Here is a 24,193-nt window from a genome sequence, read left to right as displayed (position 1 = left end):
CACGCGAACCGGCTCTTCAGGTGCGCGAGTCGTCCGTCTGAGTACGCGAATCGGCTCGTTCGGTACGGTAAGTTCGTTTCAGCGGACGGGGACAGGGGAATTATCGGCCACCAAGCCGGGATCCCGGTACCGCGAACGTCGCAGTGGTGTGGACCATTCGGCCGCACCACGGAAATAGAGGCCTCATGCTCGCCATTCTCGCCGCTGTCCTTTTCGGGCTCGCCCTGCTGATGGAACTGGCCGGGTTCGGGCTCGGCCCGGTGGTCACGACCGGGACGCTCACCACCGCCGGGCTGCTCTGCGTCGCCCTGCACCTGGCCGGGGTCGCCACCGACCGGTCGCGGTTCACCCGGCGGCGCCGTCGCTGACCTCCGCCGCGCGCCGCAGCACCTGCGTGAACACCTCCGGTGACTGGGCGCCTGCCACGCCGAACCGCTGGTCGATCACGAAGAACGGCACGCCGGTCGCGCCGAGTGCGCGGGCCTGCTCGCCGTCCGCCGCCACTTCTGCTTCATAAGCGTCGGACTCGAGCACGGCTCGCGCCTCCTCGGCGTCGAGCCCGGCTTCCGCGGCCAGCTCCACCAGGGAGCCGCGCTCGAACAGTGAGCGCCGTTCCGTGAAGTGCGCGCGGTAGAACCGATCGACGACCGCGTCGGCCAGCCCGCGGCCGGCGGCGAGGTGGACGAGCCGGTGGCCGTCGACGGTGTTGCCCATGTGGACACCGTCGAGGTGGTACTCGAGGCCGTCGGCGGCGGCGCGCTCTTCCATCTGCGCTTCCATCGCGTCGGCTTCTTCCAGTGTCCGGCCGTACTTCTCGGCCAGCACCTCGCGCGTCGGCCGCGAAGTCCCGCGCGGGAACGACGGGTCGAGCTGGAACGAGTGGTGCACCACTTCGACGTCGACGCCGAGCTCGGCCACCGCCCGCTCGAAGCGGCGCTTGCCGAGATAGCACCAGGGACAGACCAGATCGGACCAGATGTCTACGCGCACGAAACCAAGCTAACCGAAGGGGCACCGCGCACTTCAAGGTAACCGGCAGCCACGTGCAGCTGTGACATCCGGGGCTCCGCCCCGGGCCGGGGACTTCCGCCACCCGGAACCCCCCGAAGCGAGTGACATCCGGGGCTCCGCCCCGGGCCGGGGGCTCCGCCACCCGCAACCCCCCGAAGCTAGGGTGACCCGGTGACCGTCTCGACCGACGACATAGTCCGGCACGCGGCGCGCCTGCTGATGGCCGGAGCCCGCCTCGACCTCGGCCGGATGGCGGCCGAGCTGGGGATCTCGCGCACCACGTTCTTCCGACGCGTCGGCAACCGCGACGACCTCATGGGCGCTGGGCTGCGGCTGCTGTCCGACCGGACCTGGCAGCGCGCGCTCGACGGGTGGCGCGCCGAGCACGGCGACGCGGTCCGCACGCCGGAGGGCCGGCTGCGCTGCCTCTGGGTCATGGAGGAATACCGCCGCGAAGTCGCCGGCAGCGACGGCATGCGCAAACTGATCGAGGCGGAATCGACGGTCGCCCTCCGTGTGCTGACCGACCCGCGCGGCGCGGTCCAGCCCGGGCTGGTCGACGCGCACGTGGACCTGTTCCGGGCCGACGCCGACGGGGCCGGGCTCACCCCGCTGGTCGGCCTGCCGGACCTGGCGTTCGCGGTGGTCCGGCTCGGCGAGTCGTTCCTGTACTCCGACGTCCTGGCCGCCCGCTCGGTGGACCTGGCGGTCGCCACCACCCTGGTGGACACCCTCGTGCGCGGCGCGCTGGAGTCGTCCGGTCACTGACCTCCCGCGAAGCACTGACACGTCGCCGGGGCGATCGATCGGTCCGCCGGTTCACTGAGCGACCGCCCAGTCTGTCAGCTACTCACCCATCCGGAGGATGTGGAACATTTCGCCGAGGTGTTTCATAGGCGACGGGAAAGCGTTACCCCGCACCCCGCCGACGGCAGCGCTTCTCGTTGCCGTGCCACCGTTCCATCGGTCCGCCCGTCCGTTTCCGGGCCCGCCTTCGCCTGCCCGGGGAAAGAGAGCGATCCATGTCCGCACTCACCAGCCCGCCGACGTCGTCCGGCCCGGGTGGGAAAATTTCCCGCCACCGTGGGTGGCGCGCCAAAGCCGCCGGCGTCGTGGTGGCCGCACTCGCGCTGACCACCGGTGTCGCCGCGCCGGCGCCCGCTGCCGCGAACCCCTACGAGCGGGGCCCCGACCCCACCACCGCCAGCATCGAAGCCTCCCGCGGCTCCTTCGCGACGAGCACCGTCACGGTGTCCCGGGTGTCCGTCTCCGGCTTCGGCGGCGGCACCATCTACTACCCGACGAGCACGACCGCCGGCACCTTCGGCGCCATCTCGATCGCGCCCGGCTTCACCGCCACCCAGTCGAGCATCGCCTGGCTGGGCCCGCGCCTGGCGTCGCAGGGCTTCGTGGTGTTCACCATCGACACCCTGACCACCTCCGACCAGCCCGACAGCCGGGGCAGGCAGCTGCTGGCCTCGCTGGACTACCTGACGCAGCAGAGCTCCGTGCGCTCGCGCATCGACAGCAGCCGGCTCGGCGTCGTCGGGCACTCCATGGGCGGTGGCGGCACCCTCGAAGCGGCGCGCTCACGCCCGTCGCTGCAGGCCGCGGTGCCGTTGACCGGCTGGGACCTGACCAAGAACTGGTCGACGCTGCGCGTGCCGACCCTCGTCGTCGGGGCGCAGTCGGACACCGTCGCCCCGGTGGCGTCGCACTCGATCCCGTTCTACACGAGCCTGCCGTCCACTCTGGACAAGGCGTACCTCGAACTGCGTGGCGCCAGCCACTTCGCCCCGAACACGTCGAACACGACGATCGCGAAGTACACGCTGTCCTGGCTCAAGCGCTTCATCGACGACGACACCCGCTACGAACAGTTCCTGTGCCCGATCCCCGGCACCAGCCTGTCCATTTCGGACTACCGGGGCAACTGCCCGCACAACGGCTAGGAAGATCGGCCGGGCACGCCGAGGGTGACGACGACCTTGCCCCTGGCGTGCCCGGCTTCCTGGTAGGCGACCGCGGCACGCAGGTCGTCGAACGGGTAGCTCCGGTCGACGACCGGCGTGACCGCGCCACGCTCCACCAAGCGAGCCAGCTCACCGAGGATCGCCGGCTTGTCCCGGCAGGCCACCGCGTCCGCGAGCACGACGCGCCGCCGCGCGAACGGCCCGGCGGCCAGTGCGGCGAAGACGTGCCCGGCGGGCTGCACCCAGCGCCCGGCCGGGCCACCGACGGCGACGAAGACGCCGTCGCGCTCGAGCACCCGGCGGCAGGCGAACATCGACCGGCTGCCGGCGATGTCGAGCACGGCGTCGTAGCGGCGGCCGCTGCGCGTGAAGTCTTCCGCCCGGTAGTCGAAGACGTGCCCGGCGCCGAGCGAGCGGGCGAGACCGGCGTTGGCGGCGCTGCACACGGCGTCGACGTGGGCACCGAGCGCCTACTGGACGGCGAAGGTACCGACGCCGCCTGAAGCGCCGTTGACCAGCACCCGCTGCCCGGCTTCGACCCCCCGCAGGGCCACCAGCGCGGTGACGGCCGCCATCGGCATCGCCGCCGCCTGCTCGTGAGTGAGATTCACCGGCATCGGCGCCAGCAGGTCCTCGGGCACGCAGACGTACTCGGCGTGGGCGCCCCGCGGCAGGAGCGCGTAGACGTCGTCGCCGGGCGCGAACCTCATCCCGGCCGTCTCGACCCGGCCGGCCAGGTCACAACCGAGGATGCCGGCCGGCGGACGGCGCAGGCCGAAGCCCCCGGCCATCAGGCGCGCACGTAGGACTCGCCTCTCAGGAAGTGCCGTCGCGCTCGCCGACGAGCACGGCCTGCGCGCGGTGACGATGCGCCGGCTCGCGGAGGAGCTCGGCGCCGAGGCGATGTCGCTCTACTACCACGTGGCCAAGAAGGAAGACGTGCTCGACGGGATCGTCGACGTCGTGGCCGAGGAGGTCAACGACGCGGCGGCCCGCGTGGACAGCGGCCCGGACTGGAAGGGGACGGCCCGGCGGCGCATCCTCGCGGCGCGGCAGGTGTTCCTCCGCCACCGCTGGGCCCCTGGGCTGTTCGCCACGCGCTCGTCGACGAGCATGGCGGTGCTGGAGTACTACGACAACCTGGTCGCTTTGATGCGCGAGGACGGGTTTTCCCACGACCGGATCCACCACGCCCTGCACGCGCTGGGCAGCCGCGCGCTCGGCTTCACGCAGGAACTGTTCGACCCGGGCACCGGCGCGTCGGCGGAGGTACCGGCGGAAGTGGCCGAACGGCTGCCGAACCTGGTCGGGATGCTGAGCGAGATCGCGCACGACGACCCGGATTCGACCCTGGGCTGGTGCGACGACCAGGCGGAGTTCGAGTTCGGCTTGGACCTCATCCTCGACGGCCTGGACCGGCTGCGGGAACGGGACTGAGCCGGCAGTCCAGCAAGTGGGACACCCCTGCGCCCGGGGGCAAAATCGGCACCGTGCCACGACCACTGCGCAAGCTCGGCTTCCTGACCATCGGCCTGTTCGACGCGGCCGCCCCGCGCCGGGGCCACGAGTCGACGCTGGAGATCATCGAGCTGGGCGAACGGCTCGGGTTCGACAGCGCCTGGGTGCGGCACCGGCACCTCCAGTACGGCATCTCGTCGCCGGTCGCCGTGCTGGCCGCCGCGTCGCAGCGGACCAGCCGGATCGAGCTCGGCACCGCCGTGATCCCGCTCGGCTGGGAGAACCCGCTGCGGCTGGCCGAGGACCTCGCCACCGTCGACCTGCTCTCCGGCGGACGGCTCAACCCGGGCCTCAGCGTCGGCCCCCCGATGCGCTGGGACGAGGTCAAACACGCCCTCTACCCGGACACCGCGGACGTCGAGGACTTCGGTTACGACCGCGTGCGGCGGCTGCTGGACTTCGTGCGCGGCAAGCCGGCGACGGGGTTCAGCGGCACGGCGGGGTTCGAGGTGTTCTCCGACCGGGTCCAGCCGCAGGCGCCGGGGCTCGGCGACCGCCTCTGGTACGGCGGCGCGAGCCTGCGCTCGGCGGAATGGGCCGGCCGGCACCGGATGAACTTCCTGACCAGCAGCGTGGTCAAGGCCGAAGGGGACAGCACGGACTTCGCCGAAATCCAGCTGTCCCACATCCGGACCTTCCGCGCGCACCACCCCGCTGGACGCATCTCGCAGGGCTTGGTCGTCATCCCGACCGACAGCGCGACGCCGGAGCAGCGCGCCAAGTACGAGGAGTACGCCCGGAAACGGCTGCCCCGCACCGCCGAACCCCAGGGGCCGGCGCGCATGCTGTTCTCCCCCGACTTCGTCGGCACGTCCGCGGAAATCGCCGCGCGGCTGCACGAACACGCCGCGTTCCGCGAAGTCGACGAGGTGGCTTTCGCCCTGCCGTTCACCTTCGACCACGAAGACTACGTGCAGATCCTCACCGACATCGCGGAACGGCTCGGCCCGGCCCTCGGCCGGCGCCGCTGACTACTTGTTGGTGCCCGGCGTGAGCACCTTGTCGATCACGAAGACCGTGGCGTTCTTGGTGGGGATGTTGCCGCACAGGATCTTCGCGCCGTTGACGGTCATGTTGTCGCCGGAGCCCTCGATCTTCAGCGGGCCACCGGCGGTGTTGAGGGACTCCAGCGAACCGGCCGCACCCAGCCCCTGCGCGTCGTAGCGCCGGCCGACGACGTGGTACTGCAGGATCGGCGCCAGCTCGGCGGGCTTGCCGGCCAGCTCGGCGAACTTCGCGTCGCCGAGCGCGGCGAACGCCGGGTCGGCCGGCGCGAACACCGTGATGGCCGGCTGGCTGTTGAGCGTGTCGACCAGGTTGGTGGCCTTGACGGCCGCCACCAGCTTGGTCAGCAGCGGGTTGGTCGACGCGGCCGAGGCGACCGGCTGCGGGCCCATCGAGTCCAGCGAACCGGGCGCGGAACCCTGCGGCAGCTGCGAGCAGGCCGGGCCGAACACGTCGGCGTTGGTGGTCACACCGTTGCCGGCGCCGGAAGCCATGCTGGGCGACGGCGCGGGCATCGACGACGACGGCGCCATCGAGCCGGCGGAACTGCCCGACGAAGCGGTGTCGCTGCCGCTGCACGCGGTCAGTGAAAGCGCGGCGACGGCGGTGACGCCGATTCCGGCGACACGAAGCTTGGTCACTAAAATCACTCCAATTAGCGGCTGAGAACTTCTTCTTGCCCTTGATTCGGAACTGCGTCGAAACCGGCTTGCCGCCATTCGGGTGATCCAGGTCACCGCGCCGTGAAGGCGATGCTGTGCCACCCGGTGGCGCCGTCGGGAACGGTTCCGGCCCGCATTTCGGTCTGTGTCCGGCCGCTTTTGTCGGTAGCCCGGCAGACGACCTGGTGACCGCCGGGCGCGGTGTCGAATTCGAGCCACCACATGCGCCAGGTGTCCGGGTTCACCTCGTGCGACAGCGTGGCTTCACGCCACGGCCCGCTGTCCATGCGCAGTTCGACCTTGGCGATCCCGGTGTGTTGTGCCCAGGCGATCCCGGCGACCCGGACCTTCCCAGCCGGGACGGTTTCGAAACCCTTCGGCGTGTCTATTCTCGATTCGGTCTTGATCGGCGCCTCGCGACCCCACCCGCGTTTCAGCCAATACGCCTGCCGCGCCCGCCACGTCGTGACTTCGAGGTCGGTCACCCATTTCGTGGCCGACACGTAACCGTACAACCCGGGGATGACCAGCCGGGCCGGGAAACCGTGCTCGATCGGCAGCGGCTCGCCGTTCATGCCGATGGCGAGCATGGCCCCGCGCGTCCGGTCCAGCGCCGCGGCGATCGGGCTGCCGGACGTCCAGCCGTCCACACTGGACGAATAGAGCTGCTCGGCGCCGGGGCGCACCCCGGCCTCTTCGAGCAGGTCGGCCAGGTCGACGCCGATGAAGTTCGCCGTGGAGACGTAGGTGCCGCCGACCTCGTTGGAGACGCAGGTCATCGTGATGGTGCGTTCCACCAGCGGCCGGTTGCGGATGTCGCCGTAGCCGTAGCGGACCTCGCGGCCGACCATGCCGTGCAGCCGCAGGCGCCAGTCCTCGGCCCGCACCTGCGGCACGGTCAACGCGGTGTCCACCCGGTAGAAGTCGGCGTTGCGCGTGACGAACGCCGGCGTCCCCAGCTTCGCGAAGTCGGCGTCGGCCGGGATCATCGGCGCGGTCCGGGCCGGGACGAGCCGCCCGACCGCGGCCCGCGACGACGCCGCGTCCCGGCGCCCGGCGAGCAGCTGCCCGCCGAAACCCGCGACCCCGGCCCCGGCGACGACACCGGCGCCCGCCAGCAGCACCGTCCGGCGCGAGGAACCGGCCGCGGCGTCCGGGGCGGCTTCGCGCCGGGCCAGCCGGTGCAGGAAAGCGAACATCGCGACCCCGGCGACCAGGCTCACCAGCGGGGCGAGGAGCGCGACGGCGTCGAGGTCGGGCCGCGCGTACACCGCCACGAGACCGACCAAGCCGAACCCGGTGATCGCCACCAGCCCCGGCACCGGCGTGCGACGGGACAGCAGGCCCGCGGCGGCCGCCACGAGCACCAGGACCGCGGCCATCCCGGACAGCAGGACGAGCTTGTCGTAGGTCCCGAAGGTGCGGACGGCGAAGTCCTTGAGCCCCACCGGGGTCAGGTCGATGGCGCCGTTGCCGACCGCCAGGTAGGGCGAGGCGTTGACCCCGACGAACCCGGCGACGAGGTGGCCCGCCGCCAAGGCCGCGGCGAGCGCCAGGACGCCCAGCAGGGCGGCCACCCAGCGGTGCAGCCGAAGTTCAGGCGTGCTCATGTTGCTCCAGTCCTGTTGCTACGCAAGGGAAATCCGGGTGATGGCCGGGCCCGTCGGGCCGGGCGAGCCGCCCGCGGGTTCGACGGTGATCCCGATCCGGTCGACGTCCGGCGGGAGTTCGGCCACGAGCATCCGTTGCGACGCCTCCGCCGCCATCAGGCCGGCCGACCGCGCACCGCGCACACCGATGAGCCACACCTGGTAGACGTGCCCGGTGTCGAGCGCGGGCAGGTCCGACGCGAGCAGGACGGCCTGGTTCCGGCTGCGCGAGACGACGAGAGTGGCGTGCCCGGGCCCGACGCCTTGGATCGCGGCGGCGTCCGGAGCGTCCAGCACCGAGTCGACCGGAGCCGGTGTGGTGGCGACGCCGAAGACGACCGCCGCCGCGGCCGCGGCCGCGGCCCCGGCGAGCGAGATCCGCAGCTGCCACGTCTTGGCCCGGCTCAGCCTGCGGACCACCGGCACCTTCGGCGGCAGCCGGCGGATGCGGGCCACGGCGGCGAGCACCGCCGGCTTCAGCTCCGGCGGCGGGTCCACCGCGGCGGCCACGGCGAGCCGTGCGCCGGTCGCCCGCAGCTCCGCGACCTCCTGGCGGCAGGCGGCGCACCGCCCGAGGTGGCGTTCGAACTCGGCGCGCTCGGCCCCGGACACCGCGTCCAGGGCGTACGCCCCGGTCAGCGTGTGCAGTTCGGCGGTCATCGGTCCACCCCCAGGCAGTCGCGCAGCCGGATCAGGCCGTCGCGGATGCGGGTCTTCACGGTGCCCGGCGCGACCTTCAGGACCTCGGCGACCTCGGGGTAGGTGTAGCCGTTGTAGTAGGCCAGCACGATCGACTCGCGCTGCAGGTCGGTCAGCGCGGACAGGCACTGCCGCACCCGCTGCTGCTCCAGACCGGCCAACGTGGACTCGGTGACCTCGTCGAACGGCCGCCGCACGTCCATCAGGCCGGCCCGCTCCTCCCGGTCGACGCCGGCCTGGTGCGAGCGCACGCGGTCCACGGCCCGGCGGTGGGCGATGGTCAGCACCCACGACAGCGCGCTGCCGCGCTCCGGCTCGTACCTCGTGGCCTTGCGCCACACCTCCACCAGCACCTCCTGCGCCACCTCCTCGGCCTGCGCGTGGCTGCGCAGCACCCGCGTCGCCAGGCCGAGCACCGGACCGGCGACGAGGTCGTACAGCGACGCGAACGCCGTCTCCTCCCCCGCCGCGACCTGCCGAAGCAGCTCTTCGGCGCTCGGCACGGGGGCCGGCGCCTCGTCCGGTTGCAGCCGCAACCGCCCACGCTCACCCATGCCCGGCACCTTCCACGTCACCCACCACGTCGTCCGCTTCCGTGCGGGGATTCGCGGCCGGAGGGCGGACCGGACTGGTGCCCGGTGACCCTTCCCACCGGACGGCGCAACTCCGGCGCCGGGACCCATCCGGCGGCGGCGCGGCTCCGAAAACCAGGCGCCGCGGGCGGGTGGGGGAGTAACGCCGAGACCTCGGATACGACTGCTCACCATGAGTGAGAAAAGTGCCCTTGAGGCCACGCCGGCGGTGACATCGGCCACTTCTTGATCACCCCAGCGTGTGAAAGTTTTTCGGATCGCTGGGCGTTGAACTCACCATGGGTTATCCCTGGAACAAGATCCACCCAACCGACGAGTAGCAAAGGGGCCATCCATGGCCGACCCGGACACCGTGATCAACGCCAGCATCGACTTCGCCCTGCGCACCTTCGGGGCCGGGCCGCGGCCCGTGCCGGCCGAGCTGGAGTACGACACCCTCGACCCGTACGCGGTCGCCGTCGTGCTGCACGCCGGCCCGAGCGCGGTCCGCTGGCTCTTCGGGCGCGACCTGCTCGCCGACGGCCTGCTCGGCCGCTGCGGCGACGGCGACGTGCGGATCGGGCCCGCCGGCGACCCCGCGCTGGTCGTCGTGGAGCTGAGCTCCCCCGACGGGGCCGCCGTGCTCGAAGCGCCCGCGAAGGAGATCGCGGCCTTCCTCGACCGGACCTACGACGTCATCCCGGCCGGCAGCGAGACCGACTGGTTCGACTTCGACGAGGAACTGGCGAAGCTTTCCTACCAGGACTGACGTACCGTCCCGGAGCGTGAGCTTCTTCCTGACGAAGGTCCTCGCCGCCCTCGACGACGGCGGTGACCGTGTCCTGTTCGTCCAGAACGGCGGCACGACCTTCCACCAGGCCCGCGACCGGCTGCGCCGCCTGCACGCCGGGCTCTGCGAGACCGAGACCGAGGTCGTCGCCGTCGACCTCCGCAACCGCCCGGAGACGGTCCTCGTCCAGCTCGCGGCGCTCCTGCGCGGCGCGACCGTGCTCATGGTCCCGGCCTCGGCGCCGGATCGGGACCGGCTCGCCGCGGCGAGCGGCGCCACCGTCGTCACCGACCGCCCGCACGACTGGCCCGCGGGCGACGTCCGCACCCTCGACGACCTCGACGGCGAACCCGAGCCGCTGAGGCCGCCGGAAACGGTCAGCCTCCTCTTCCCCACCGGCGGCACGACCGGCACCCCGAAGCTGATCCGCCACGGCGGCATCTACGACGGCATGGCGTACATCTTCACGCCGTCGCCGGACGGCCCGGGGCGCACGCTGCTCGTCGCGCCGATGACCCACATGACCGGCAACGCCACCGTGCTCGGCGCGCTGCTGCGGCGTGACACCGTGGTGGTGCACGACGGCTTCGACGCAGGAGCCGTTCTTGAAGCGATCCAGGCGCACCGGATCGACACACTGTCGCTCACTCCGCCGCGGCTGGCCGCGCTCCTCGACCACCCGGCCCGGAAGAGCACCGACCTCAGCAGCGTCCGCTCGCTCTCCCTCGGTGCCGCACCGCTGCCGCCGCACCGGCTCGCCCAGGCCCTCGACGTCTTCGGGCCGGTCGTCGGCCAGGGCTACGGCCTCACCGAGGCGCCGATGATTGCGAGCATCTCCGCCGCCGAGTTGCTCGATCGTCCCGGACGGCTCGGCTCGGTCGGCCGGATCGTGCCGGGCATGGAGGCCCGCATCACCGACGGCGAGGTCGAGGTCCGCGGACTGTCCATGATGGACGGTTACCTCGGCGGCCCGGACATCGGGGCGGGGTGGCTGCGCACGGGTGACCTCGGCCGCTTCGACGACGAGGGTTACCTCTACCTGCTCGACCGCGCCGACGACGTCGTCGTGGTCGGCGAACACGGCACCAAGGTTCACTCGACGGTCGTCGAACACGCCCTCGCGACGCACCCCGCCGTGCGGAGCGCGGCCGTCTTCGGCGTCCCCGGCCCGGACGGCCGGCTGCTGCACGCCGTCGTGGTCGCCGGAACGGCGGTCACCGCCGAAGAAATCCAGGCCCACGCCCGGGAAGCCTTCGGTCAGGAGCACTACGTCCCGGCGGCCGTGGACTTCGTCGACGCGCTGCCGCTCACCGACGTGGGCAAGGTGGACAAGCGCGCCCTCGTTCAGCTCGTGACGGCCCCGTAGGACGACGACCGGACCAGCTTCGCGTACTTGCCGAGCACTCCCTCCGGGAACTTGTTCGGCAGCGGTTCCCAGCCTTCCCGGCGCCGCGCGAGCTCGGCGGCGTCGACCAGCAGGTCGATGCTGCGGGCCTTGATGTCGACGGCGATCCGGTCGCCGGTGCGGATGAAGGCGATCGGCCCGCCGTCGGCCGCCTCCGGCGCGACGTGGCCGATGCACAGGCCGGTGGTGCCGCCGGAGAACCGGCCGTCGGTCAGCAGCAGGACGTCCTTGCCCAGCCCGGCGCCCTTGATCGCCGCGGTGATCGCCAGCATCTCCCGCATGCCCGGGCCGCCCTTGGGGCCTTCGTAGCGGATGACGACGACGTCGCCGGCCTCGATCCGGCCCTCGTTCAGCGCCGCCATCGCCTCCTGCTCGCGCTCGAACACGCGCGCCGGGCCCTCGAAGTTGGCGGTGTCGAAGCCCGCGGACTTCACGACCGCGCCCTCGGGGGCGAGCGAGCCGCGCAGGATGGTGATGCCGCCGGTCGGGTGCAGCGGGTTGTCCAGGGTGCGGAGCACTTCCCCGTCGATGGGCTCCGGGTCCAGTTCGGCGAGGTTCTCGGCCACCGTGCGACCGGTGACCGTCAGCGCGTCGCCGTGGATCAGCCCCTCGTCCAGCAGCGCCTTCATCAGCACCGGGATGCCGCCGTGCCGGTCGATGTCGTTCATGACGTACTTGCCGAACGGCTTCAGATCACCCAGGTGCGGGACGCGGTCGCCGACGGTGTTGAAGTCGTCGAGGGTCAGCTCGACCTTCGCCTCGTGCGCGATGGCCAGCAGGTGCAGCACGGCATTGGTCGAACCACCGAGGGCCATGACGACGGTGATCGCGTTCTCGAACGCCTCCCGGGTGAGGATGTCGCGCGCGGTGATGCCGCGTTCGAGCAGGCCGACCACGGCTTCCCCCGAAAGGTGGGCGTAGTGGTCGCGACGGCGGTCCGCGGACGGCGGCGCGGCCGACCCGGGCATGCTCATCCCCATGGCTTCGGCGGCCGACGCCATGGTGTTCGCGGTGTACATGCCGCCGCAGGCGCCTTCACCGGGGCAGATGGCGCGTTCGATCCGGTCGAGGTCGGCGGTGCCGAGCCGGCCCGCCCGGCACGCACCGACCGCCTCGAAGGCGTCGATGAGCGTGACGTCCTTCTCGGTGCCGTCGGTGAGCTTCACCCAGCCGGGGGCGATCGTGCCCGCGTAGAGGAACACCGACGCCAGGTCGAGCCGCGCCGCCGCCATCAGCATGCCCGGCAGCGACTTGTCGCAGCCGGCCAGCAGGATCGAGCCGTCGAGCCGTTCGGCCTGCATCACCGTCTCGACCGAGTCCGCGATGACCTCGCGCGAGACCAGCGAGAAGTGCATGCCGTCGTGGCCCATGGAGATGCCGTCGGACACCGAGATCGTGCCGAACTGCAGCGGGTAGCCGCCGCCGGCGTGCACGCCCTCCTTGGCCGCCTGGGCCAGCCGGTCCAGCGACAGGTTGCACGGCGTGATCTCGTTCCACGAACTGGCGACGCCGATGATCGGCTTGCGCCAGTCGCCGTCCCCCATCCCGACGGCACGCAGCATGCCCCGGGCGGGCGCGGCCTCGATCCCGTCGGTCACCGTGCGACTGCGGGGCTTCGGGTCGATCGTCATCGCGGGCCTCCGGTTACGACGTTCGGGCGCTGGTCATGTTACCAACGGGCGCGCGGTCCGCTGGCCGGAACGATTTCCTAGCTACGCCCGCGCGAGCGAGCGAAAACTCAGGCCATGATCGACACAGTGGTGTGGGGCACGGGCAACGTCGGCCGTGCGGCCATCCGGGCCGTCGACGCCCACCCGGCGCTGAAGCTCACCGCGGTGCTCGTCCACGACCCGGCGAAGGTCGGCAAGGACGCGGGCGAACTGGCCGGGCTCGGCTCCGAGCTGGGCGTGGCCGCCACCGACGACATCGGGGCGGTCCTGGCGGCGAGCCCGCGCGCCGTGGTCTACGCCGCCTCCGGCGACGTCCGGTTCGACGACGCGCTCGCCGACATCGTGCGCGCGATCCGGGCGGGCGCGGTCGTCGTGACGCCGGCCCTGTACCCCCTCTACGACCAGCGCAACGCGCCGAAGGAACTGCGCGAACCGATTCTGGCGGCGATCGCGGCGGGCGGCGGCTCGCTGTTCGTCTCCGGCGTCGACCCCGGCTGGGGCAACGACGTGCTGCCGCTGCTGATCAGCGGGCTGGGGACCGACATCGACGTCATCCGCTGCCAGGAGATCTTCGACTACTCGACCTACGAGCAGCCCGACTCCGTCCGCTACCTGGTCGGGATGGGCCAGCCGATGGAGTACGACCCGCCGATGCTGATGACCGGCGTGCCGTCGATGGTGTGGGGCGGGCAGGTCCGGCTGATCGCGCGCGGCCTCGGCGTCGAAGTGGCCGAACTCCGCGAGACGCTCGACCGGCGGCCCCTGGACGAAACCGTGAGCACGCGGACCATGGGCGAGTTCGAGAAGGGCACGCAGGGCGCGGTGCGGTTCGAGGTGCAGGGCATCGTCGACGGCGAGCCGCGGATCGTCATCGAACACGTCACCCGCATCCACCCGTCGTGCGCGCCCGACTGGCCGGCGCCGCCCAGTGGCGACGGCGCCCACCGCGTGATCATCGAAGGCCGGCCGCGCATCGAGGTCACCGTCGAGGCCGACGACGAAGGCGAAAACCGGTCGGCGGGCGGCAACGCCACCGCCGTCGGACGGCTCGTCGGCGCCATCGACTGGCTGGCCGCGGCGGACCCCGGCCTGTACGACGCACTCGACGTCCCGCTGCGCCCGGCAGCCGGCAAGCTCGGAAGGAGGCGCTCGTGAACATCGACATCCCCGGGGGCAAGGACCCGATCGGGTACGTCTGGGGCGAGATGGTGCCCGGCATCGGGATCGCCGCGTCGAAGTTCTCGCTGGCGGTGTACGAGCACACGACGCTGGGGCTGCGGGAGTTCGAAGCCGCACGGTTGCGGATCGCGCAGCTCAACGGCTGCGTCTTCTGCCTCGACTGGCGCACCGAGCGCGACGGGCAGAAGGTCGAGGCGGAGTTCGCCGACGCCGTCCTCGAGTGGCGCACGACGGACCGCTTCGACGACCGGACGCGGCTCGCGGCGGAGTACGCCGAGCGGTACACCCTGGACCACCACGGCCTCGACGACGAGTTCTGGAAGCGGATGGGCGAGCACTACACGCAGCAGGAGATCGTCGAGCTGAGCATGAGCCTCGGCGCGTGGCTGGCCTTCGGACGGCTCAACCACGTGCTCGGCCTCGACACGGCCTGCGTGCTGCCGTCCCACCGGGCTTGAAACAACCGGAGCTTCGCTCCGGGCCGGGGGCCCCGCCACCCGGACCCCCGAAAAGCGGTCGTGAGGGGCGGGGCCCGCCCCTCACGACCGTCGGGTCAGAAGTCGGTCGCGATGATCTTCTCGATGTTGCGTTCGGCCAGTGCCGTGATGGTGACGAACGGGTTCACGCTGGTGTTGCCCGGGATCAGCGAGCCGTCGATCGCGTACAGGCCCGGGTAGCCGGCGAGCCTGCCGTAGTTGTCGGTCGCCTTGCCGAGCACCGCGCCGCCGAGCGGGTGGTAGGTGAGATGGTCGCCCCAGATCTTGTACGTGCCGAAGAGGTCGGTCCGGTAGATCGTGCCCTCGGTCGCGTTGATCTTGTCGAAGATGGTCTTCGCCATGTCGATCGACGGCTGCTTCCACGCCGTCTGCCAGTTCAGGTCCACGCTGCGCGTCGAGGGGTTCCAGCTGAACTGGCCCCGGTTCGGGTTCTTCGTGATCGACAGGTAGAACGACGCGAACGTCTCGATCCCGGTCGGCAGCGGGGCGACCTCCGCGAACGCGCCGCCCGCGGCCCAGTTGTCGATGCCGCCGCACGGAATGGTCGACTGGAGGGCCCCGGTCGGGTCCCACATGTGGTTGGCACGCCCGCACATCACGTTCCCGTTGTCGCCCCAGCCCTTGCCGACCTCGCCGTTGAGGTTCGGCAGCGCACCGGTCGCCTTCAGCTTCACCAGCAGCTTGCTCGTCCCGACGCTGCCCGCGGCGAAGAACACCTTGTCCGCCGTCACGGTTTTGATCGTGGACACCGCGCCCGCGGTGGTGAGCTGCTCCATCGTCACCGTGTAACCGCCGCCCGAGGCGGGCAGCACCTGCGTCACGCGGTGCAGCGGCGAGATGGTGACCCGGCCGGTCGCCGCGATCTTCGGGAGGTACGTCTTCTGGAGCGACTTCTTGCCGTAGTTGTTGCCGTACAGGATTTCTCCGGCCAGCGCCGACTTCGGCACGGTCCCGGCCGCCTCCCGCTCCATGTAGTCCCAGTCGTACACGTCCGGCACGAACACGAACGGGAAACCGGACCGCTGGGCCTGTTTGCGGCCGACGCGGGCGAACTGGTAGCAGTCGGTGGTGTCGAACCAGGCCGGGCGGACGTTGGCGACCCCGAGACCCGCGTTGGCCCGGGGGTAGTAGACGTTGTACATCTCGTCCGCGTTCACCGTCGGGAGGATCGCGCCGAAGTTCTCCCGCCTCGGCGTGACGGCCATGCCGCCGTTGACGAGCGAGCCGCCGCCGACTCCGCGGCCCTGGTACACGGTGATCCCGCTGAACTCCTCGGCGTCGAGGATGCCCGTGTAGCGCGGGATGTCGCGGTCGATCGGGAACCCGAGGAAGTTGGACAACGGCTGCTTCGTCCTGGTGCGCAACCAGTACGAGCGCTGGTCCGGGTTGGTCGTGGTGGCGAAGACCTTGCCGTCCGCGCCCGGGGTGTCCCAGGCCATGCCCAGTTCGACCAGGTGCACGTCGACCCCGGCCTGGGCGAGCCGGAGGGCGGCGACGGAGCCGCCGTACCCGGAGCCGATCACCAGCGCGGGCACGCGGGCGCCGTCGGGAACGGTGGCCGCGGCGGCCGGCCGCGACGATGCGGCCGTGGCTCGGCCGGCCAGTGCGGCGCCCGCCAAGATAGAACCGGTTCCAGCAATGAAGAGTCGACGGGATACCGAGCTAGAAGTTGTTCTCCACACGGGTTCGTTACTCATGTGTTGTTCCTCACCGTTGAGGTATTTAGAACAAGTTATAGCTTGCTGGTACAGACAAGTCGACATATACCCGCGAGTAACCTGCCCGGGTGGCGGGACCGTGCCGCTGAATGGGCCATGATGGACGACTGTGGAGTCCACCCGAGTGGACCGCTGGCTCTGGGCGGTCCGGCTGCTGAAGACCCGCCCGGACGCCGCGGCGGCGTGCCGCGGCGGGCACGTGCGCGTCAACGACAAGCCCGCGAAGCCCGCGACGACCGTGGTGCCGGGCGACGAAGTGCGCCTGCGCATCGGCGGGACGACCAGGATTTTCGACGTGGTCCGGGTGATCCAGAAGCGCGTGGGCGCGGCGGACGCGGCGACGTGCTACCTGGACCGGACCCCGAAGCCGCCCCCGGAATCGGTGATCCCGGTCGCCCGTCGCGAACGCGGTGCGGGCCGGCCGACCAAAAGGGAGCGTCGCGTGCTCGACGCGTTCCGGGAGCAACCCTGACTCAGGCCTGGGGTTTCAGGCCGTCCATGACCAGGGCCAGCAGGTGCCGCGTGCGCGCCTCCCGGTCCGCGCCGAAGTCGGCGCGCCACAGGAAACCCACCAGCTGCAGGACGTCTTCGCCGTCGACGTCCTCGCGCAGCGCGCCCGCCGCCTTTCCCGCGTCCAGCAGCAGTGTGATGGCCTCGATCACCGGTCCGTAGTACGCACCGGACAAATCGGCACGCGTGGCCGCTTCGACGGCCTGGGCCACGCCGTGCTTGATGCGGCCATAGGCCGCCAGGCGCGCGAACCACCGCCGCAGCGCCTCGTCGGGCGCGTGTTCGCCGAGCAGCGCCGGCGCCGCGTCGAGGAGTTCGTCGAGGTCGTGGCGGTACACCGCGATCAGGAGCGCTTCCCGGCTGGGGAAGTGCCGGTAGAGCGTGCCCTGGCCGACCCCCGCGGCCTTCGCGATCGACTGCAGCGAAGCGTCACTCGACGCTTTGAGCGCCGTCCGCGCGACCTCCAGGATGCGCTCGCGGTTCTGCTCGGCGTCGGCTCGCATCGGGGTCACCTCCTCACCCTAGCCAACCGGACACTTGTCCGCTACGGTCGAAGCGGACAGGTGTCCACTTAATCGAGGAGTGTCATGATCGAGAACAAGGTCGTCGTGATCACCGGGGCGAGCAGCGGGATCGGCGCGGCGACCGCCACCCTGCTCGCCGAGCGCGGCGCGAAGGTCGTGCTGGGTGCGCGGCGCAAGGACCGGCTGGACGCGCTGGCGGAGCGGCTGGGCGCGGCCAGCCTGCCGACGGACGTCCGGCGCCCCGGAGACGTCGCCGCGTTGGTCCGGCTGGCCCGGGAACGGCACGGCCGGCTCGACGTCCTCGTCGGCAACGCGGGCGTCGGGCCGATCTCCCCCCTCGACTCCCTGCGCGTCGACGACTGGGACGCGATGATCGACGTCAACGTCAAAGGCGTGCTGCACGGCATCGCCGCCGCCCTGCCGGTGTTCCGCGAGCAGGGCTTCGGCCAGTTCGTGCACACGGCGTCCACGGCGGCGTACCACACCGTGCCGACGATGGCGGTGTACGCGGCCACCAAGACCGCCGTCCGCACGATCTCCGAAGGCCTGCGCCAGGAAGCGGGCCCGGGTCTGCGGGTCTCGCTCGTCTCTCCCGGCATGATCGCGACCGACTTCATCGACGGCATCCCGGAACCGGACGTCCGGGCCCGGCTCGGCGAGACCCGCGACGCCGTCGCCATCCCGCCGGAGGCGATCGCCCGCGCCATCGCGTTCGCCATCGAGCAGCCGGCGGAGGTCGACGTCAACGAGATCGTCGTCCGGCCGACCGCGCAGGCGTGAGGCGCCTCTTCGGCGAACTCCTCGCGGCGGAGTGCTCCGGAGCTAGGCTGGCCAGGTGAGCGACAGCGAGAATTTCGAAGGACGCGACGTCGGGTCCGGAGTCTCGGTCATCCGCGAAAGCACGGACGTCGTCGGCTCCGGGCCACGGCTGCACCGGCACCCCTACACCGAGACGTTCGTCGTGATCCGCGGACGGGCCCGGTTCACCGTCGGTGACGAGCAGCGCGACGGCGGCGCTGGGGACGTGCTCGTCGTCCCGGCCGGCACGCCGCACAAGTTCGCGGTGCTCGGCCCCGGTGTCTACGAGGCCGTGCACATCCACGAAAGCGACCACTTCATCACCGAATGGCTGGAGTGACGCTCACAGCCCGCCGTCGCCGATCATGCCGCGCAGCTTCGTCAGGGCGCGGAACTGCGTGATGCGGACGTTGCCGGCGGAGATGCCCAGCGCCTCCGCCGTCTCGTTCGCCGACAGGCCTGCAACGATCCGCAGCGACAGGATCTCCTGGTGCAGCGGCGGCAGCGACGCCATCAGCCGGCCCAGCCGGGCCCCGAGGTCCAGCTCGAGGACGTGGTTCTCCGGCTCGTTGCCGCCCAGCGGCCGGTCCGGCAGCTCCGGCACCGGCTTCGACCGGTCCCTGGCCACCGAGCGGAAGGCGTCGGCGACCTTGTTCGCCGCGATGGCGCGCACGAGGTACAGGAACGAGCCCCCGCGGTCCTGGTAGTTCGGCAGCACCTTCAGCACCGCCAGGCACACCTCCTGGGCGACGTCGTCGGCCGAAAGGTAGGACAAGTCCCGCCCGCCGATCCGCGCCCGGCAGTAGCGCACGACCGTCGGCTTGATGAGCCGCAGCAGCGCCTGGACCGCGTCCGGGTCACCGCCGCGCGCCGCCGCCACCATCGGGTCGAGCTGCTCCTTGGCCAGGCCGCCCTCCGGCCGCGGCGAATCCTTCAGCACGGTGTAGCCGTCGACGGCCGCCGCCACCACCGGCGCCGCCTGGCCAAGCATGGTCTCCACGGGCCCTCCTCGTGCCTGCCACCGGGGCCCAGTCCGTCCACAACGGACACTGAGGTGCCTGGACGATTCCCGGTCCGACATACGGGGTATCGAGGCGCTGACCAGCAACGTTGCACTACGCCGGTGGTTGTCCAGCTATTGTCCGTTAACCATTCACGACCCATCCGGAACGGCCGCCGGACATCGGCGGAACACCGGACAAATACTGGACAGATCAGGCCCAGCGAATTCCGTACGCGAAGCCCGGCGCGAGGTTCCGAAACCGGACGTGCACCTCGCCGGCGTCATCGGCCGCCAGCACGGCACCCGTTCCCGGCCAGCCGTCCGCGCCGCCAGGGAAAACCTTTTCCAGGCGCATGATCCGCTCCGGCACGCGGTCACCGAACCGGACGTGCAGATCGAAAAGATCGCAGGGGTGCCGCGGCACGCAGACGTACCGCGGTTCCCGCAGGTTCGCCCGGAATCGCAGGCCGACCTCGTGCCGCTCGCCGCGTCGCAACGGCTCCGGCAGCCGCAGCGCCAGCCCGATCCGGTCACTCGATTCCAGCACCCGGCCGGCGAGCACACCGCCGTGGAACACGTCGACGCCGAGATCGGACTCATGCACCGAATCGCCGGATTCGCCGGAGACCGGCAGCGTCAGCGCCAGGTCGAGCACGGCGATTTCGTCGGCGTCGGCGATCACCCGCCGGAATTCGAACGCCTCCGGCACCGGTTGGTCGATGGCCAGCGTGACGCGCAGTTCTTCGGTGTGCCAGCTGCGGCTCGGATACCGCCGGGGTGCCGGTTCGGCCGCCGCGACGGCCAGCGCGGCGATCTGCTCGATTCCCTCGTCGATCCGCCGCCGGACGGTCCGGTCGTCGCGGTCGAGCGTGCTCGCCGCCCAGCGCACCCGTTCCTGGTAGAACGGTTTCCGCGCCCGCTCGTCCAGCGCGAATGCGGCGAGCAACGCGATCTTCAGATCGTCCGGCAACGACTCGACCAGCGGCCGCAATCGATCGGACAGCTTACGCCGCATCTCCACGGTTCCGTCATCTTCCACAATGCCGCAAGCGGAGCGCAATGCGGGGCCGATCCGGGCCGCCAGCGGTGTGGTGAAAATTGCCCTCCCTTTGCGCAGGGCCTTGAGTTCACCGACCACGTCCGCCGCACTGAGGCTCACCGTTCCCCTCCCCTTCACCCGCACGGAGGTCAATGTTCGCCAGCGCCACCGCGGATGTCCAGTCGATCACGGTCCGGCAAACGGATCGTTATCCCGCGGTTCCTTTTCGCGGTCGCCGGAAACGTCGAAACTCCTCGCCGTTCCGTTCCCGGCAACCGCATTGCGGCGCAACGATTGTGCGGTGGAAACCACCGGTGCCGCCCGGAGCCGCGACTGTCGAAGTCGTCGAATGACGAACGCGTGTCCGCACCGCCGCACGCTTTCCGGCCTGCGCCCGCGCGCACCCACCCCGCCGGGTGAACGTGACCGAGCCGTTGTCCCGGCACCGGTTGACGACGGCCCGCCGCGGGTACTTGTTGATCATGAGCCCGAGGATGTGGCGCCTGCTGATCTCGGGGTCGCTGCGGCTGTTCCTGATCAGCGCCGTGCCGGCCGCCGCGCACCTGTCCGTGCTCGCCGGCCTGGCGGCGACGGTGATCGCGTTCGTCGTGCCGGCGCCCCGGAGCCGGCACGAACCCGGCGGCCCCGGCTAGCCCGACGCGCCCGCCCCGGCCCCTATGCCGCCTGCCACAGGCGGAGCTTCTCCGGGTTGCGCACCGCCCAGATCCGCCGGACCGCCTCGCCGGCCACCTCGAACGCCATGACCGCCACGACGGCGCCGTCCCGGCGGGCGGCCAGGCCCGGCCGCCCGTTGACCGTGGTCTCCACGAGCGTCAGCGCCGGGATCCGGCCCGTGAGGTCCACGGCGTAGCGCGCGACTTCCTCGCGTCCCTCGATCGGGTGGCGGACGGCGGCGGCCAGCCCACCGCCGTCCGCGACGGCCGTGGCCTCCGGGTCGAGCAGACCGACCAGCCGTTCGATGTCCCGCGCCTCCCAGGCCAGCTTGAAGGCCCGGACGACGTCCGCACTGCCGCGGGCGGGCACCGGCGCCTTGGCCGCGCCGATGCGGCGCCGCGCGGCGGTGGCCAGCTGGCGGCACGCGGCGGACGTCCGGCCGAGGACGACCGCCACCTCGGCGAACGGGTAGCCGAACACGTCGTGCAGGACGAACGCCACGCGCTCGGCCGGCGTCATCGACTCCAGCACGACGAGGAACGCCATCGTGATCGACTCGTCCAGCGTGACGTGGTCGGCCGGATCGGTGAGCCACCCCACCTGCCCGGGCAGCGGCTCGGGAATCCACTCGCCGACGTAACGCTCCCGCCGCACCCGGGCGGAGCCGAGCTGGTCGAGGCAGATGCGGCTCGCGACCGTCGTCAGCCACGCGCCCGGGGACTCGATCGCCGCCCGCTGCGCCCCGGTCAGGGCGTACCACCGGCCGTACGCTTCCTGGACGACGTCTTCGGCGTCGCTCGACGAGCCCAAGAGCCGGTAGGCGAGGCCGATCAGCTGCCGCCGCTCGTTCACGATCACGGTCAACCCGGGCTCCTTCGTTCCGTCCGCTCTTCCTCGATTCGACGAATCCGCGCGGTGCGGTGTGACACCGGCGCTCCCTCGCGCAGCACGCCTGCCGTACGCGGCGTACGCAGCCCGGCGTAGGCGCAAGTGCCGTACGACGACGGACGACCGCGTCGACGCCGGGCCCGATCATGGGAAGCGCCGGAAGGGGGCGACCATGACCAGGCTGAGCAGCCGGGCCCGCAAGTGCTACCTCGTCGCGCACATCGTCGTGGCCGGCGCGTGGATCGGAATGGATGCGGTCCTCGGCATCCTGGTCGGCACCGCGCTGATCTCCGACGACGCCGCCGTCCGCGCCACCAGCCTGCAGGCGCTCGGCCTGTTCGCCGTCTGGCCGATGCTGACCGCCGCCGTCCTCACGCCGGCCACCGGCGTCGTGCTCGGCCTCGGCACCCGGTACGGCCTCGTCCGCTACTGGTGGGTGGCCGCGAAGCTGGCGGTCAACGTCCTGATGGCGGTGCTGATCCTCGTCGCGTTGCGGCCGGGGATCGACGCGGCCACGGGTGATCCCGGTGGCCTGCTCTACCCCGTGATCGTCGCCCCCGGCCTCTTGCTGTTCGCCAGCGTCCTCTCGGTCTTCAAGCCGTGGGGCCGCCTCCGGAAGGAGACCCATGACCCTGCCCGTGGAAACGACCGCGCTGACCAAGCGCTACGGACCGGCCGCCGCGGTCGAGCACCTGGACCTGTCGGTGCACGCCGGTGAGGTGTACGGCTTCCTCGGCCCGAACGGTGCCGGCAAGACGACCACGCTGCGGATGCTGCTCGGCCTGATCCGGCCGACGTCCGGCCGCGTGCGGCTGCTCGGCGCCGCACCGGGCCCCGCCAGCCTCGCCCGCGTCGGCGCCCTGATCGAGGGGCCCGCCTTCTACCCGTACCTGTCCGGCCGGGCCAACCTGCGGGTCCTCGCCGACCACGCCGGTGTGCGCCGCACCCGCGTCGACGCCGTGCTCGACGTCGTCAGCCTCACCGAGCGCGCGAAGGACCGCTATGCGACGTACTCACTCGGCATGAAGCAGCGGCTCGGCCTGGCCGCCGCCCTGCTCAAGGACCCCCAGCTGGTGGTGCTCGACGAGCCGACCAACGGCCTCGACCCCGCGGGCATGGCCGACATGCGGGTCACCCTCCGCAAGCTCGCCGCGGACGGCTGCACCGTGCTGCTGTCGAGCCACCTGCTGGGCGAGGTCGAGCAGATCTGCGACCGCGTCGGCGTGCTGGACCACGGCCGGCTCGTCACCGAGACCACGGTCGGGGACCTGCGATCGGGTGGCGCGCTGCGCGTCGTCGCCGATCCGCCCGGCCGGGCCCGCGAGCACCTCGGCCTGCTCTTCGGCCCGGACCGCGTCCGAGCCGTCGGCCAAGCCATCGAACTCGACGTCGACCCCGGTGAGGCCGGGCGCGTCAACGCCGGACTGGTCGGCGCCGGCTTCGCCGTCACCGAGCTGCGCTGGCGCGAACCCGACCTGGAACAGACCTTCCTCGCCCTGACCGGAGGCACCCGCGATGCTGCGTGACATCCGAGCCGAGCTGACCAAGCAGTCCCGCCGTCCCGCGAGCTGGCTGCTGCTGGCCGTCGCCGTCGTCCTGACGCTGACCTTCGGTTACGCCATCCCGTACGCGGGATTGAGCGGGGCGCCGGGCACCGGACGCGGGCTGGGCGCGATGCTGCCGGACGCGTTCGTCGGCAGTGCGCTGGGCGGGCTGCCGATCTTCGTCGGCGCCCTCGCGCTGATCTTCGGCGTTCTGGTGGCGGGCAGCGAATACGGCTACGGCACGTGGAAGACAGTGCTGGTGCAGCACCCGTCCCGCGTCGCGGTCTACAGCGCGAAGCTGGTCACCGTCGCGCTGGGCGCGCTCGCCGCCGTGCTCGCGCTGTTCCTGACGACGGCGGGCGCGAGCGCACTCGTCGCGGCCCTGGAAGGGCAGGTCCCGAGCTGGCCGTCCGGCACCGGAATCGCGCTCGGCCTCGGAGCCGGCTGGCTGGTCACGACCATGTGGGGCGCGCTCGGCGTGCTGCTGGCGATCGGCCTGCGCTCGGTCGCGCTGCCGATCGGGCTCGGCCTGGTGTGGCTGCTGGCGGTGCAGAACCTGCTGGCGTCGATCGCCGCGCCGCTGCTGGACTGGGTCGACCGGCTGCAGAAGGTGCTGCCCGGGCCGAACGCCGGGGCGCTGGCGGCCGCGTTCGGGGCGAGCGCGCCGGGGGTCGAGCGGGTCGTCGGGTCCGGGCAGGCCACCGCCGTGCTGGCCGGGTACCTGGTCGTCTTCGGCGTGCTCGGGGGCTGGCTGCTGCACCGGCGGGACATCGCTTGACGAGGACCGGCCACCCGGTGCGGTGCGCTCGCACCCGATCACGCCCGGTGTAGTGTTTGCCGGTCCAACCGGCGTGCGTGACCGCG

At 71.6% G+C, this 24,193-nt stretch carries 29 protein-coding genes; 16 read left to right on the top strand and 13 right to left on the bottom strand.

Annotation, left to right across the window (positions count from 1 at the left end; translation table 11 throughout):
- The first annotated feature begins 185 nt into the window (after positions 1–185).
- Positions 186–368, top strand: coding sequence for a hypothetical protein (locus AB0M80_RS07345; protein ID WP_086856983.1), 183 nt, complete (start codon positions 186–188; stop codon positions 366–368).
- Here the strand turns inward: AB0M80_RS07345 and AB0M80_RS07340 are convergent.
- Positions 346–978: a DsbA family oxidoreductase gene (locus AB0M80_RS07340; protein WP_364560390.1), complete on the bottom strand. Its 633-nt coding sequence runs from the start codon at positions 976–978 to the stop codon at positions 346–348. The two genes, AB0M80_RS07345 and AB0M80_RS07340, sit on opposite strands and share 23 nt — an antisense overlap.
- 204 nt (positions 979–1,182) lie before the next feature.
- On the opposite strand from AB0M80_RS07340, the gene AB0M80_RS07335 reads away from it, so the two are divergent.
- On the top strand, positions 1,183–1,779 hold the full coding sequence (locus AB0M80_RS07335; RefSeq protein ID WP_364560155.1) for a QsdR family transcriptional regulator: 597 nt from the start codon (positions 1,183–1,185) through the stop codon (positions 1,777–1,779).
- A gap of 254 nt (positions 1,780–2,033) precedes the next feature.
- Complete coding sequence (locus AB0M80_RS07330) at positions 2,034–2,963, top strand: alpha/beta hydrolase (RefSeq protein ID WP_364560153.1); 930 nt, start codon at positions 2,034–2,036, stop codon at positions 2,961–2,963.
- On the opposite strand, the gene AB0M80_RS07325 is transcribed toward AB0M80_RS07330, so the two are convergent.
- The gene (locus AB0M80_RS07325) at positions 2,960–3,430 is read right to left on the bottom strand and encodes a zinc-binding dehydrogenase (protein ID WP_364560151.1); all 471 of its coding nucleotides are present in this window, start codon (positions 3,428–3,430) and stop codon (positions 2,960–2,962) included. The two genes, AB0M80_RS07330 and AB0M80_RS07325, sit on opposite strands and share 4 nt — an antisense overlap.
- A gap of 24 nt (positions 3,431–3,454) precedes the next feature.
- On the bottom strand, positions 3,455–3,775 hold the full coding sequence (locus tag AB0M80_RS07320; RefSeq protein ID WP_364560149.1) for a hypothetical protein: 321 nt from the start codon (positions 3,773–3,775) through the stop codon (positions 3,455–3,457).
- A 76-nt stretch (positions 3,776–3,851) separates the two neighbouring features.
- On the opposite strand from AB0M80_RS07320, the gene AB0M80_RS07315 reads away from it, so the two are divergent.
- The gene (locus tag AB0M80_RS07315) at positions 3,852–4,421 is read left to right on the top strand and encodes a TetR/AcrR family transcriptional regulator C-terminal domain-containing protein (RefSeq protein ID WP_364560388.1); all 570 of its coding nucleotides are present in this window, start codon (positions 3,852–3,854) and stop codon (positions 4,419–4,421) included.
- Positions 4,422–4,474: 53 nt separating this feature from the next.
- Complete coding sequence (locus AB0M80_RS07310; RefSeq protein WP_364560146.1) at positions 4,475–5,473, top strand: LLM class flavin-dependent oxidoreductase; 999 nt, start codon at positions 4,475–4,477, stop codon at positions 5,471–5,473.
- Here AB0M80_RS07310 and AB0M80_RS07305 read toward each other — a convergent pair whose 3' ends face one another.
- The 4 genes from AB0M80_RS07305 to sigK all read right to left on the bottom strand — a co-directional run bounded on the left by AB0M80_RS07305 (position 5,474) and on the right by sigK (position 9,071).
- Entirely contained in the window at positions 5,474–6,148 is a 675-nt protein-coding gene (locus AB0M80_RS07305) for a fasciclin domain-containing protein (RefSeq protein WP_364560143.1), read from the bottom strand. It lies immediately after the preceding gene.
- 92 nt (positions 6,149–6,240) lie between these two features.
- Positions 6,241–7,779, bottom strand: coding sequence for a molybdopterin-dependent oxidoreductase (locus AB0M80_RS07300; protein ID WP_364560141.1), 1,539 nt, complete (start codon positions 7,777–7,779; stop codon positions 6,241–6,243).
- Positions 7,780–7,797: 18 nt separating this feature from the next.
- Positions 7,798–8,478: an anti-sigma factor gene (locus AB0M80_RS07295; RefSeq protein ID WP_364560138.1), complete on the bottom strand. Its 681-nt coding sequence runs from the start codon at positions 8,476–8,478 to the stop codon at positions 7,798–7,800.
- Complete coding sequence (sigK, locus tag AB0M80_RS07290) at positions 8,475–9,071, bottom strand: ECF RNA polymerase sigma factor SigK (RefSeq protein WP_364560135.1); 597 nt, start codon at positions 9,069–9,071, stop codon at positions 8,475–8,477. The genes AB0M80_RS07295 and sigK overlap by 4 nt, the downstream gene beginning before the upstream one ends.
- A 373-nt stretch (positions 9,072–9,444) precedes the next feature.
- On the opposite strand from sigK, the gene AB0M80_RS07285 reads away from it, so the two are divergent.
- Both AB0M80_RS07285 and AB0M80_RS07280 read left to right on the top strand, forming a co-directional pair.
- Positions 9,445–9,858, top strand: a complete 414-nt coding sequence (locus AB0M80_RS07285) for an SsgA family sporulation/cell division regulator (RefSeq protein ID WP_364560132.1) — start codon at positions 9,445–9,447, stop codon at positions 9,856–9,858.
- A 16-nt stretch (positions 9,859–9,874) separates the two neighbouring features.
- Positions 9,875–11,245, top strand: a complete 1,371-nt coding sequence (locus AB0M80_RS07280; protein ID WP_364560129.1) for a fatty acid--CoA ligase family protein — start codon at positions 9,875–9,877, stop codon at positions 11,243–11,245.
- Here the strand turns inward: AB0M80_RS07280 and ilvD are convergent.
- On the bottom strand, positions 11,224–12,915 hold the full coding sequence (gene ilvD, locus AB0M80_RS07275) for a dihydroxy-acid dehydratase (RefSeq protein ID WP_364560126.1): 1,692 nt from the start codon (positions 12,913–12,915) through the stop codon (positions 11,224–11,226). The genes AB0M80_RS07280 and ilvD overlap by 22 nt on opposite strands.
- A 114-nt stretch (positions 12,916–13,029) precedes the next feature.
- Here ilvD and AB0M80_RS07270 point away from each other — a divergent pair, with 114 nt between their 5' ends.
- Both AB0M80_RS07270 and AB0M80_RS07265 read left to right on the top strand, forming a co-directional pair.
- Complete coding sequence (locus tag AB0M80_RS07270) at positions 13,030–14,109, top strand: dihydrodipicolinate reductase (RefSeq protein ID WP_364560123.1); 1,080 nt, start codon at positions 13,030–13,032, stop codon at positions 14,107–14,109.
- The gene (locus AB0M80_RS07265) at positions 14,106–14,591 is read left to right on the top strand and encodes a carboxymuconolactone decarboxylase family protein (protein WP_364560120.1); all 486 of its coding nucleotides are present in this window, start codon (positions 14,106–14,108) and stop codon (positions 14,589–14,591) included. Before AB0M80_RS07270 ends, AB0M80_RS07265 begins: the two co-directional genes overlap by 4 nt.
- 95 nt (positions 14,592–14,686) lie before the next feature.
- Here the strand turns inward: AB0M80_RS07265 and AB0M80_RS07260 are convergent, their stop codons facing one another.
- Entirely contained in the window at positions 14,687–16,249 is a 1,563-nt protein-coding gene (locus AB0M80_RS07260) for a GMC oxidoreductase (RefSeq protein ID WP_364560117.1), read from the bottom strand.
- 208 nt (positions 16,250–16,457) lie between these two features.
- On the opposite strand from AB0M80_RS07260, the gene AB0M80_RS07255 reads away from it, so the two are divergent.
- Positions 16,458–16,820 carry an RNA-binding S4 domain-containing protein gene (locus tag AB0M80_RS07255; RefSeq protein WP_364560114.1) on the top strand — a complete coding sequence of 121 codons (363 nt, stop codon included), beginning with the start codon at positions 16,458–16,460 and terminating at the stop codon, positions 16,818–16,820.
- A 1-nt stretch (position 16,821) separates the two neighbouring features.
- On the opposite strand, the gene AB0M80_RS07250 is transcribed toward AB0M80_RS07255, so the two are convergent.
- Positions 16,822–17,361 carry a TetR/AcrR family transcriptional regulator gene (locus AB0M80_RS07250; protein ID WP_364560386.1) on the bottom strand — a complete coding sequence of 180 codons (540 nt, stop codon included), beginning with the start codon at positions 17,359–17,361 and terminating at the stop codon, positions 16,822–16,824.
- An 84-nt stretch (positions 17,362–17,445) separates the two neighbouring features.
- Here AB0M80_RS07250 and AB0M80_RS07245 point away from each other — a divergent pair, with 84 nt between their 5' ends.
- Both AB0M80_RS07245 and AB0M80_RS07240 read left to right on the top strand, forming a co-directional pair.
- Positions 17,446–18,162: an SDR family oxidoreductase gene (locus tag AB0M80_RS07245; protein WP_364560112.1), complete on the top strand. Its 717-nt coding sequence runs from the start codon at positions 17,446–17,448 to the stop codon at positions 18,160–18,162.
- 55 nt (positions 18,163–18,217) lie between these two features.
- Positions 18,218–18,520: a cupin domain-containing protein gene (locus tag AB0M80_RS07240; protein ID WP_364560110.1), complete on the top strand. Its 303-nt coding sequence runs from the start codon at positions 18,218–18,220 to the stop codon at positions 18,518–18,520.
- 3 nt (positions 18,521–18,523) lie between these two features.
- Here the strand turns inward: AB0M80_RS07240 and shbA are convergent, their stop codons facing one another.
- Positions 18,524–19,180 (bottom strand): RNA polymerase sigma factor ShbA, encoded by a 657-nt coding sequence (gene shbA / locus AB0M80_RS07235; protein ID WP_364560108.1) that lies wholly within the window; start codon positions 19,178–19,180, stop codon positions 18,524–18,526.
- 214 nt (positions 19,181–19,394) lie between these two features.
- Positions 19,395–20,198, bottom strand: coding sequence for a hypothetical protein (locus tag AB0M80_RS07230; RefSeq protein WP_364560383.1), 804 nt, complete (start codon positions 20,196–20,198; stop codon positions 19,395–19,397).
- A gap of 506 nt (positions 20,199–20,704) precedes the next feature.
- On the opposite strand from AB0M80_RS07230, the gene AB0M80_RS07225 reads away from it, so the two are divergent.
- Positions 20,705–20,875 carry a hypothetical protein gene (locus AB0M80_RS07225; RefSeq protein ID WP_364560105.1) on the top strand — a complete coding sequence of 57 codons (171 nt, stop codon included), beginning with the start codon at positions 20,705–20,707 and terminating at the stop codon, positions 20,873–20,875.
- Between the two features lie 22 nt (positions 20,876–20,897).
- Here AB0M80_RS07225 and sigJ read toward each other — a convergent pair whose 3' ends face one another.
- Entirely contained in the window at positions 20,898–21,761 is an 864-nt protein-coding gene (sigJ, locus tag AB0M80_RS07220) for an RNA polymerase sigma factor SigJ (protein ID WP_364560103.1), read from the bottom strand.
- A gap of 196 nt (positions 21,762–21,957) precedes the next feature.
- Here sigJ and AB0M80_RS07215 point away from each other — a divergent pair, with 196 nt between their 5' ends.
- From AB0M80_RS07215 to AB0M80_RS07205, 3 genes are read left to right on the top strand one after another with little or no spacing between them, the layout of a single operon-like run.
- On the top strand, positions 21,958–22,503 hold the full coding sequence (locus AB0M80_RS07215) for a hypothetical protein (protein ID WP_364560101.1): 546 nt from the start codon (positions 21,958–21,960) through the stop codon (positions 22,501–22,503).
- The gene (locus AB0M80_RS07210) at positions 22,412–23,311 is read left to right on the top strand and encodes an ABC transporter ATP-binding protein (RefSeq protein ID WP_364560098.1); all 900 of its coding nucleotides are present in this window, start codon (positions 22,412–22,414) and stop codon (positions 23,309–23,311) included. The genes AB0M80_RS07215 and AB0M80_RS07210 overlap by 92 nt, the downstream gene beginning before the upstream one ends.
- Entirely contained in the window at positions 23,301–24,107 is an 807-nt protein-coding gene (locus tag AB0M80_RS07205; protein WP_364560095.1) for an ABC transporter permease, read from the top strand. Before AB0M80_RS07210 ends, AB0M80_RS07205 begins: the two co-directional genes overlap by 11 nt.
- Positions 24,108–24,193: the final 86 nt, after the last annotated feature.

Origin of the sequence: Amycolatopsis sp. NPDC051045, from assembly GCF_040682955.1 — a bacterium.
Taxonomy (GTDB): domain Bacteria; phylum Actinomycetota; class Actinomycetes; order Mycobacteriales; family Pseudonocardiaceae; genus Amycolatopsis.
The sequence above is the reverse complement of the archived record's forward strand: the minus strand, read 5'-3'. Positions and strand labels throughout refer to the sequence as shown.

What these genes read in the sequence shown, in the direction of transcription:
- AB0M80_RS07215 (WP_364560101.1), top strand. Translation starts at nt 21,958, where the DNA reads ATGACCAGGCTGAGCAGCCGGGCCCGCAAGTGCTACCTCGTCGCGCAC.
- AB0M80_RS07205 (WP_364560095.1), top strand. Translation starts at nt 23,301, where the DNA reads ATGCTGCGTGACATCCGAGCCGAGCTGACCAAGCAGTCCCGCCGTCCC.
- AB0M80_RS07245 (WP_364560112.1), top strand. Translation starts at nt 17,446, where the DNA reads ATGATCGAGAACAAGGTCGTCGTGATCACCGGGGCGAGCAGCGGGATC.
- AB0M80_RS07210 (WP_364560098.1), top strand. Translation starts at nt 22,412, where the DNA reads ATGACCCTGCCCGTGGAAACGACCGCGCTGACCAAGCGCTACGGACCG.
- AB0M80_RS07320 (WP_364560149.1), bottom strand. Translation starts at nt 3,775, where the DNA reads ATGGCCGGGGGCTTCGGCCTGCGCCGTCCGCCGGCCGGCATCCTCGGT.
- AB0M80_RS07285 (WP_364560132.1), top strand. Translation starts at nt 9,445, where the DNA reads ATGGCCGACCCGGACACCGTGATCAACGCCAGCATCGACTTCGCCCTG.
- AB0M80_RS07330 (WP_364560153.1), top strand. Translation starts at nt 2,034, where the DNA reads ATGTCCGCACTCACCAGCCCGCCGACGTCGTCCGGCCCGGGTGGGAAA.
- AB0M80_RS07225 (WP_364560105.1), top strand. Translation starts at nt 20,705, where the DNA reads ATGAGCCCGAGGATGTGGCGCCTGCTGATCTCGGGGTCGCTGCGGCTG.
- AB0M80_RS07300 (WP_364560141.1), bottom strand. Translation starts at nt 7,779, where the DNA reads ATGAGCACGCCTGAACTTCGGCTGCACCGCTGGGTGGCCGCCCTGCTG.
- AB0M80_RS07270 (WP_364560123.1), top strand. Translation starts at nt 13,030, where the DNA reads ATGATCGACACAGTGGTGTGGGGCACGGGCAACGTCGGCCGTGCGGCC.
- AB0M80_RS07295 (WP_364560138.1), bottom strand. Translation starts at nt 8,478, where the DNA reads ATGACCGCCGAACTGCACACGCTGACCGGGGCGTACGCCCTGGACGCG.
- AB0M80_RS07315 (WP_364560388.1), top strand. Translation starts at nt 3,852, where the DNA reads ATGCGCCGGCTCGCGGAGGAGCTCGGCGCCGAGGCGATGTCGCTCTAC.
- AB0M80_RS07230 (WP_364560383.1), bottom strand. Translation starts at nt 20,198, where the DNA reads ATGCGGCGTAAGCTGTCCGATCGATTGCGGCCGCTGGTCGAGTCGTTG.
- AB0M80_RS07345 (WP_086856983.1), top strand. Translation starts at nt 186, where the DNA reads ATGCTCGCCATTCTCGCCGCTGTCCTTTTCGGGCTCGCCCTGCTGATG.
- ilvD (WP_364560126.1), bottom strand. Translation starts at nt 12,915, where the DNA reads ATGACGATCGACCCGAAGCCCCGCAGTCGCACGGTGACCGACGGGATC.
- sigK (WP_364560135.1), bottom strand. Translation starts at nt 9,071, where the DNA reads ATGGGTGAGCGTGGGCGGTTGCGGCTGCAACCGGACGAGGCGCCGGCC.
- AB0M80_RS07250 (WP_364560386.1), bottom strand. Translation starts at nt 17,361, where the DNA reads ATGCGAGCCGACGCCGAGCAGAACCGCGAGCGCATCCTGGAGGTCGCG.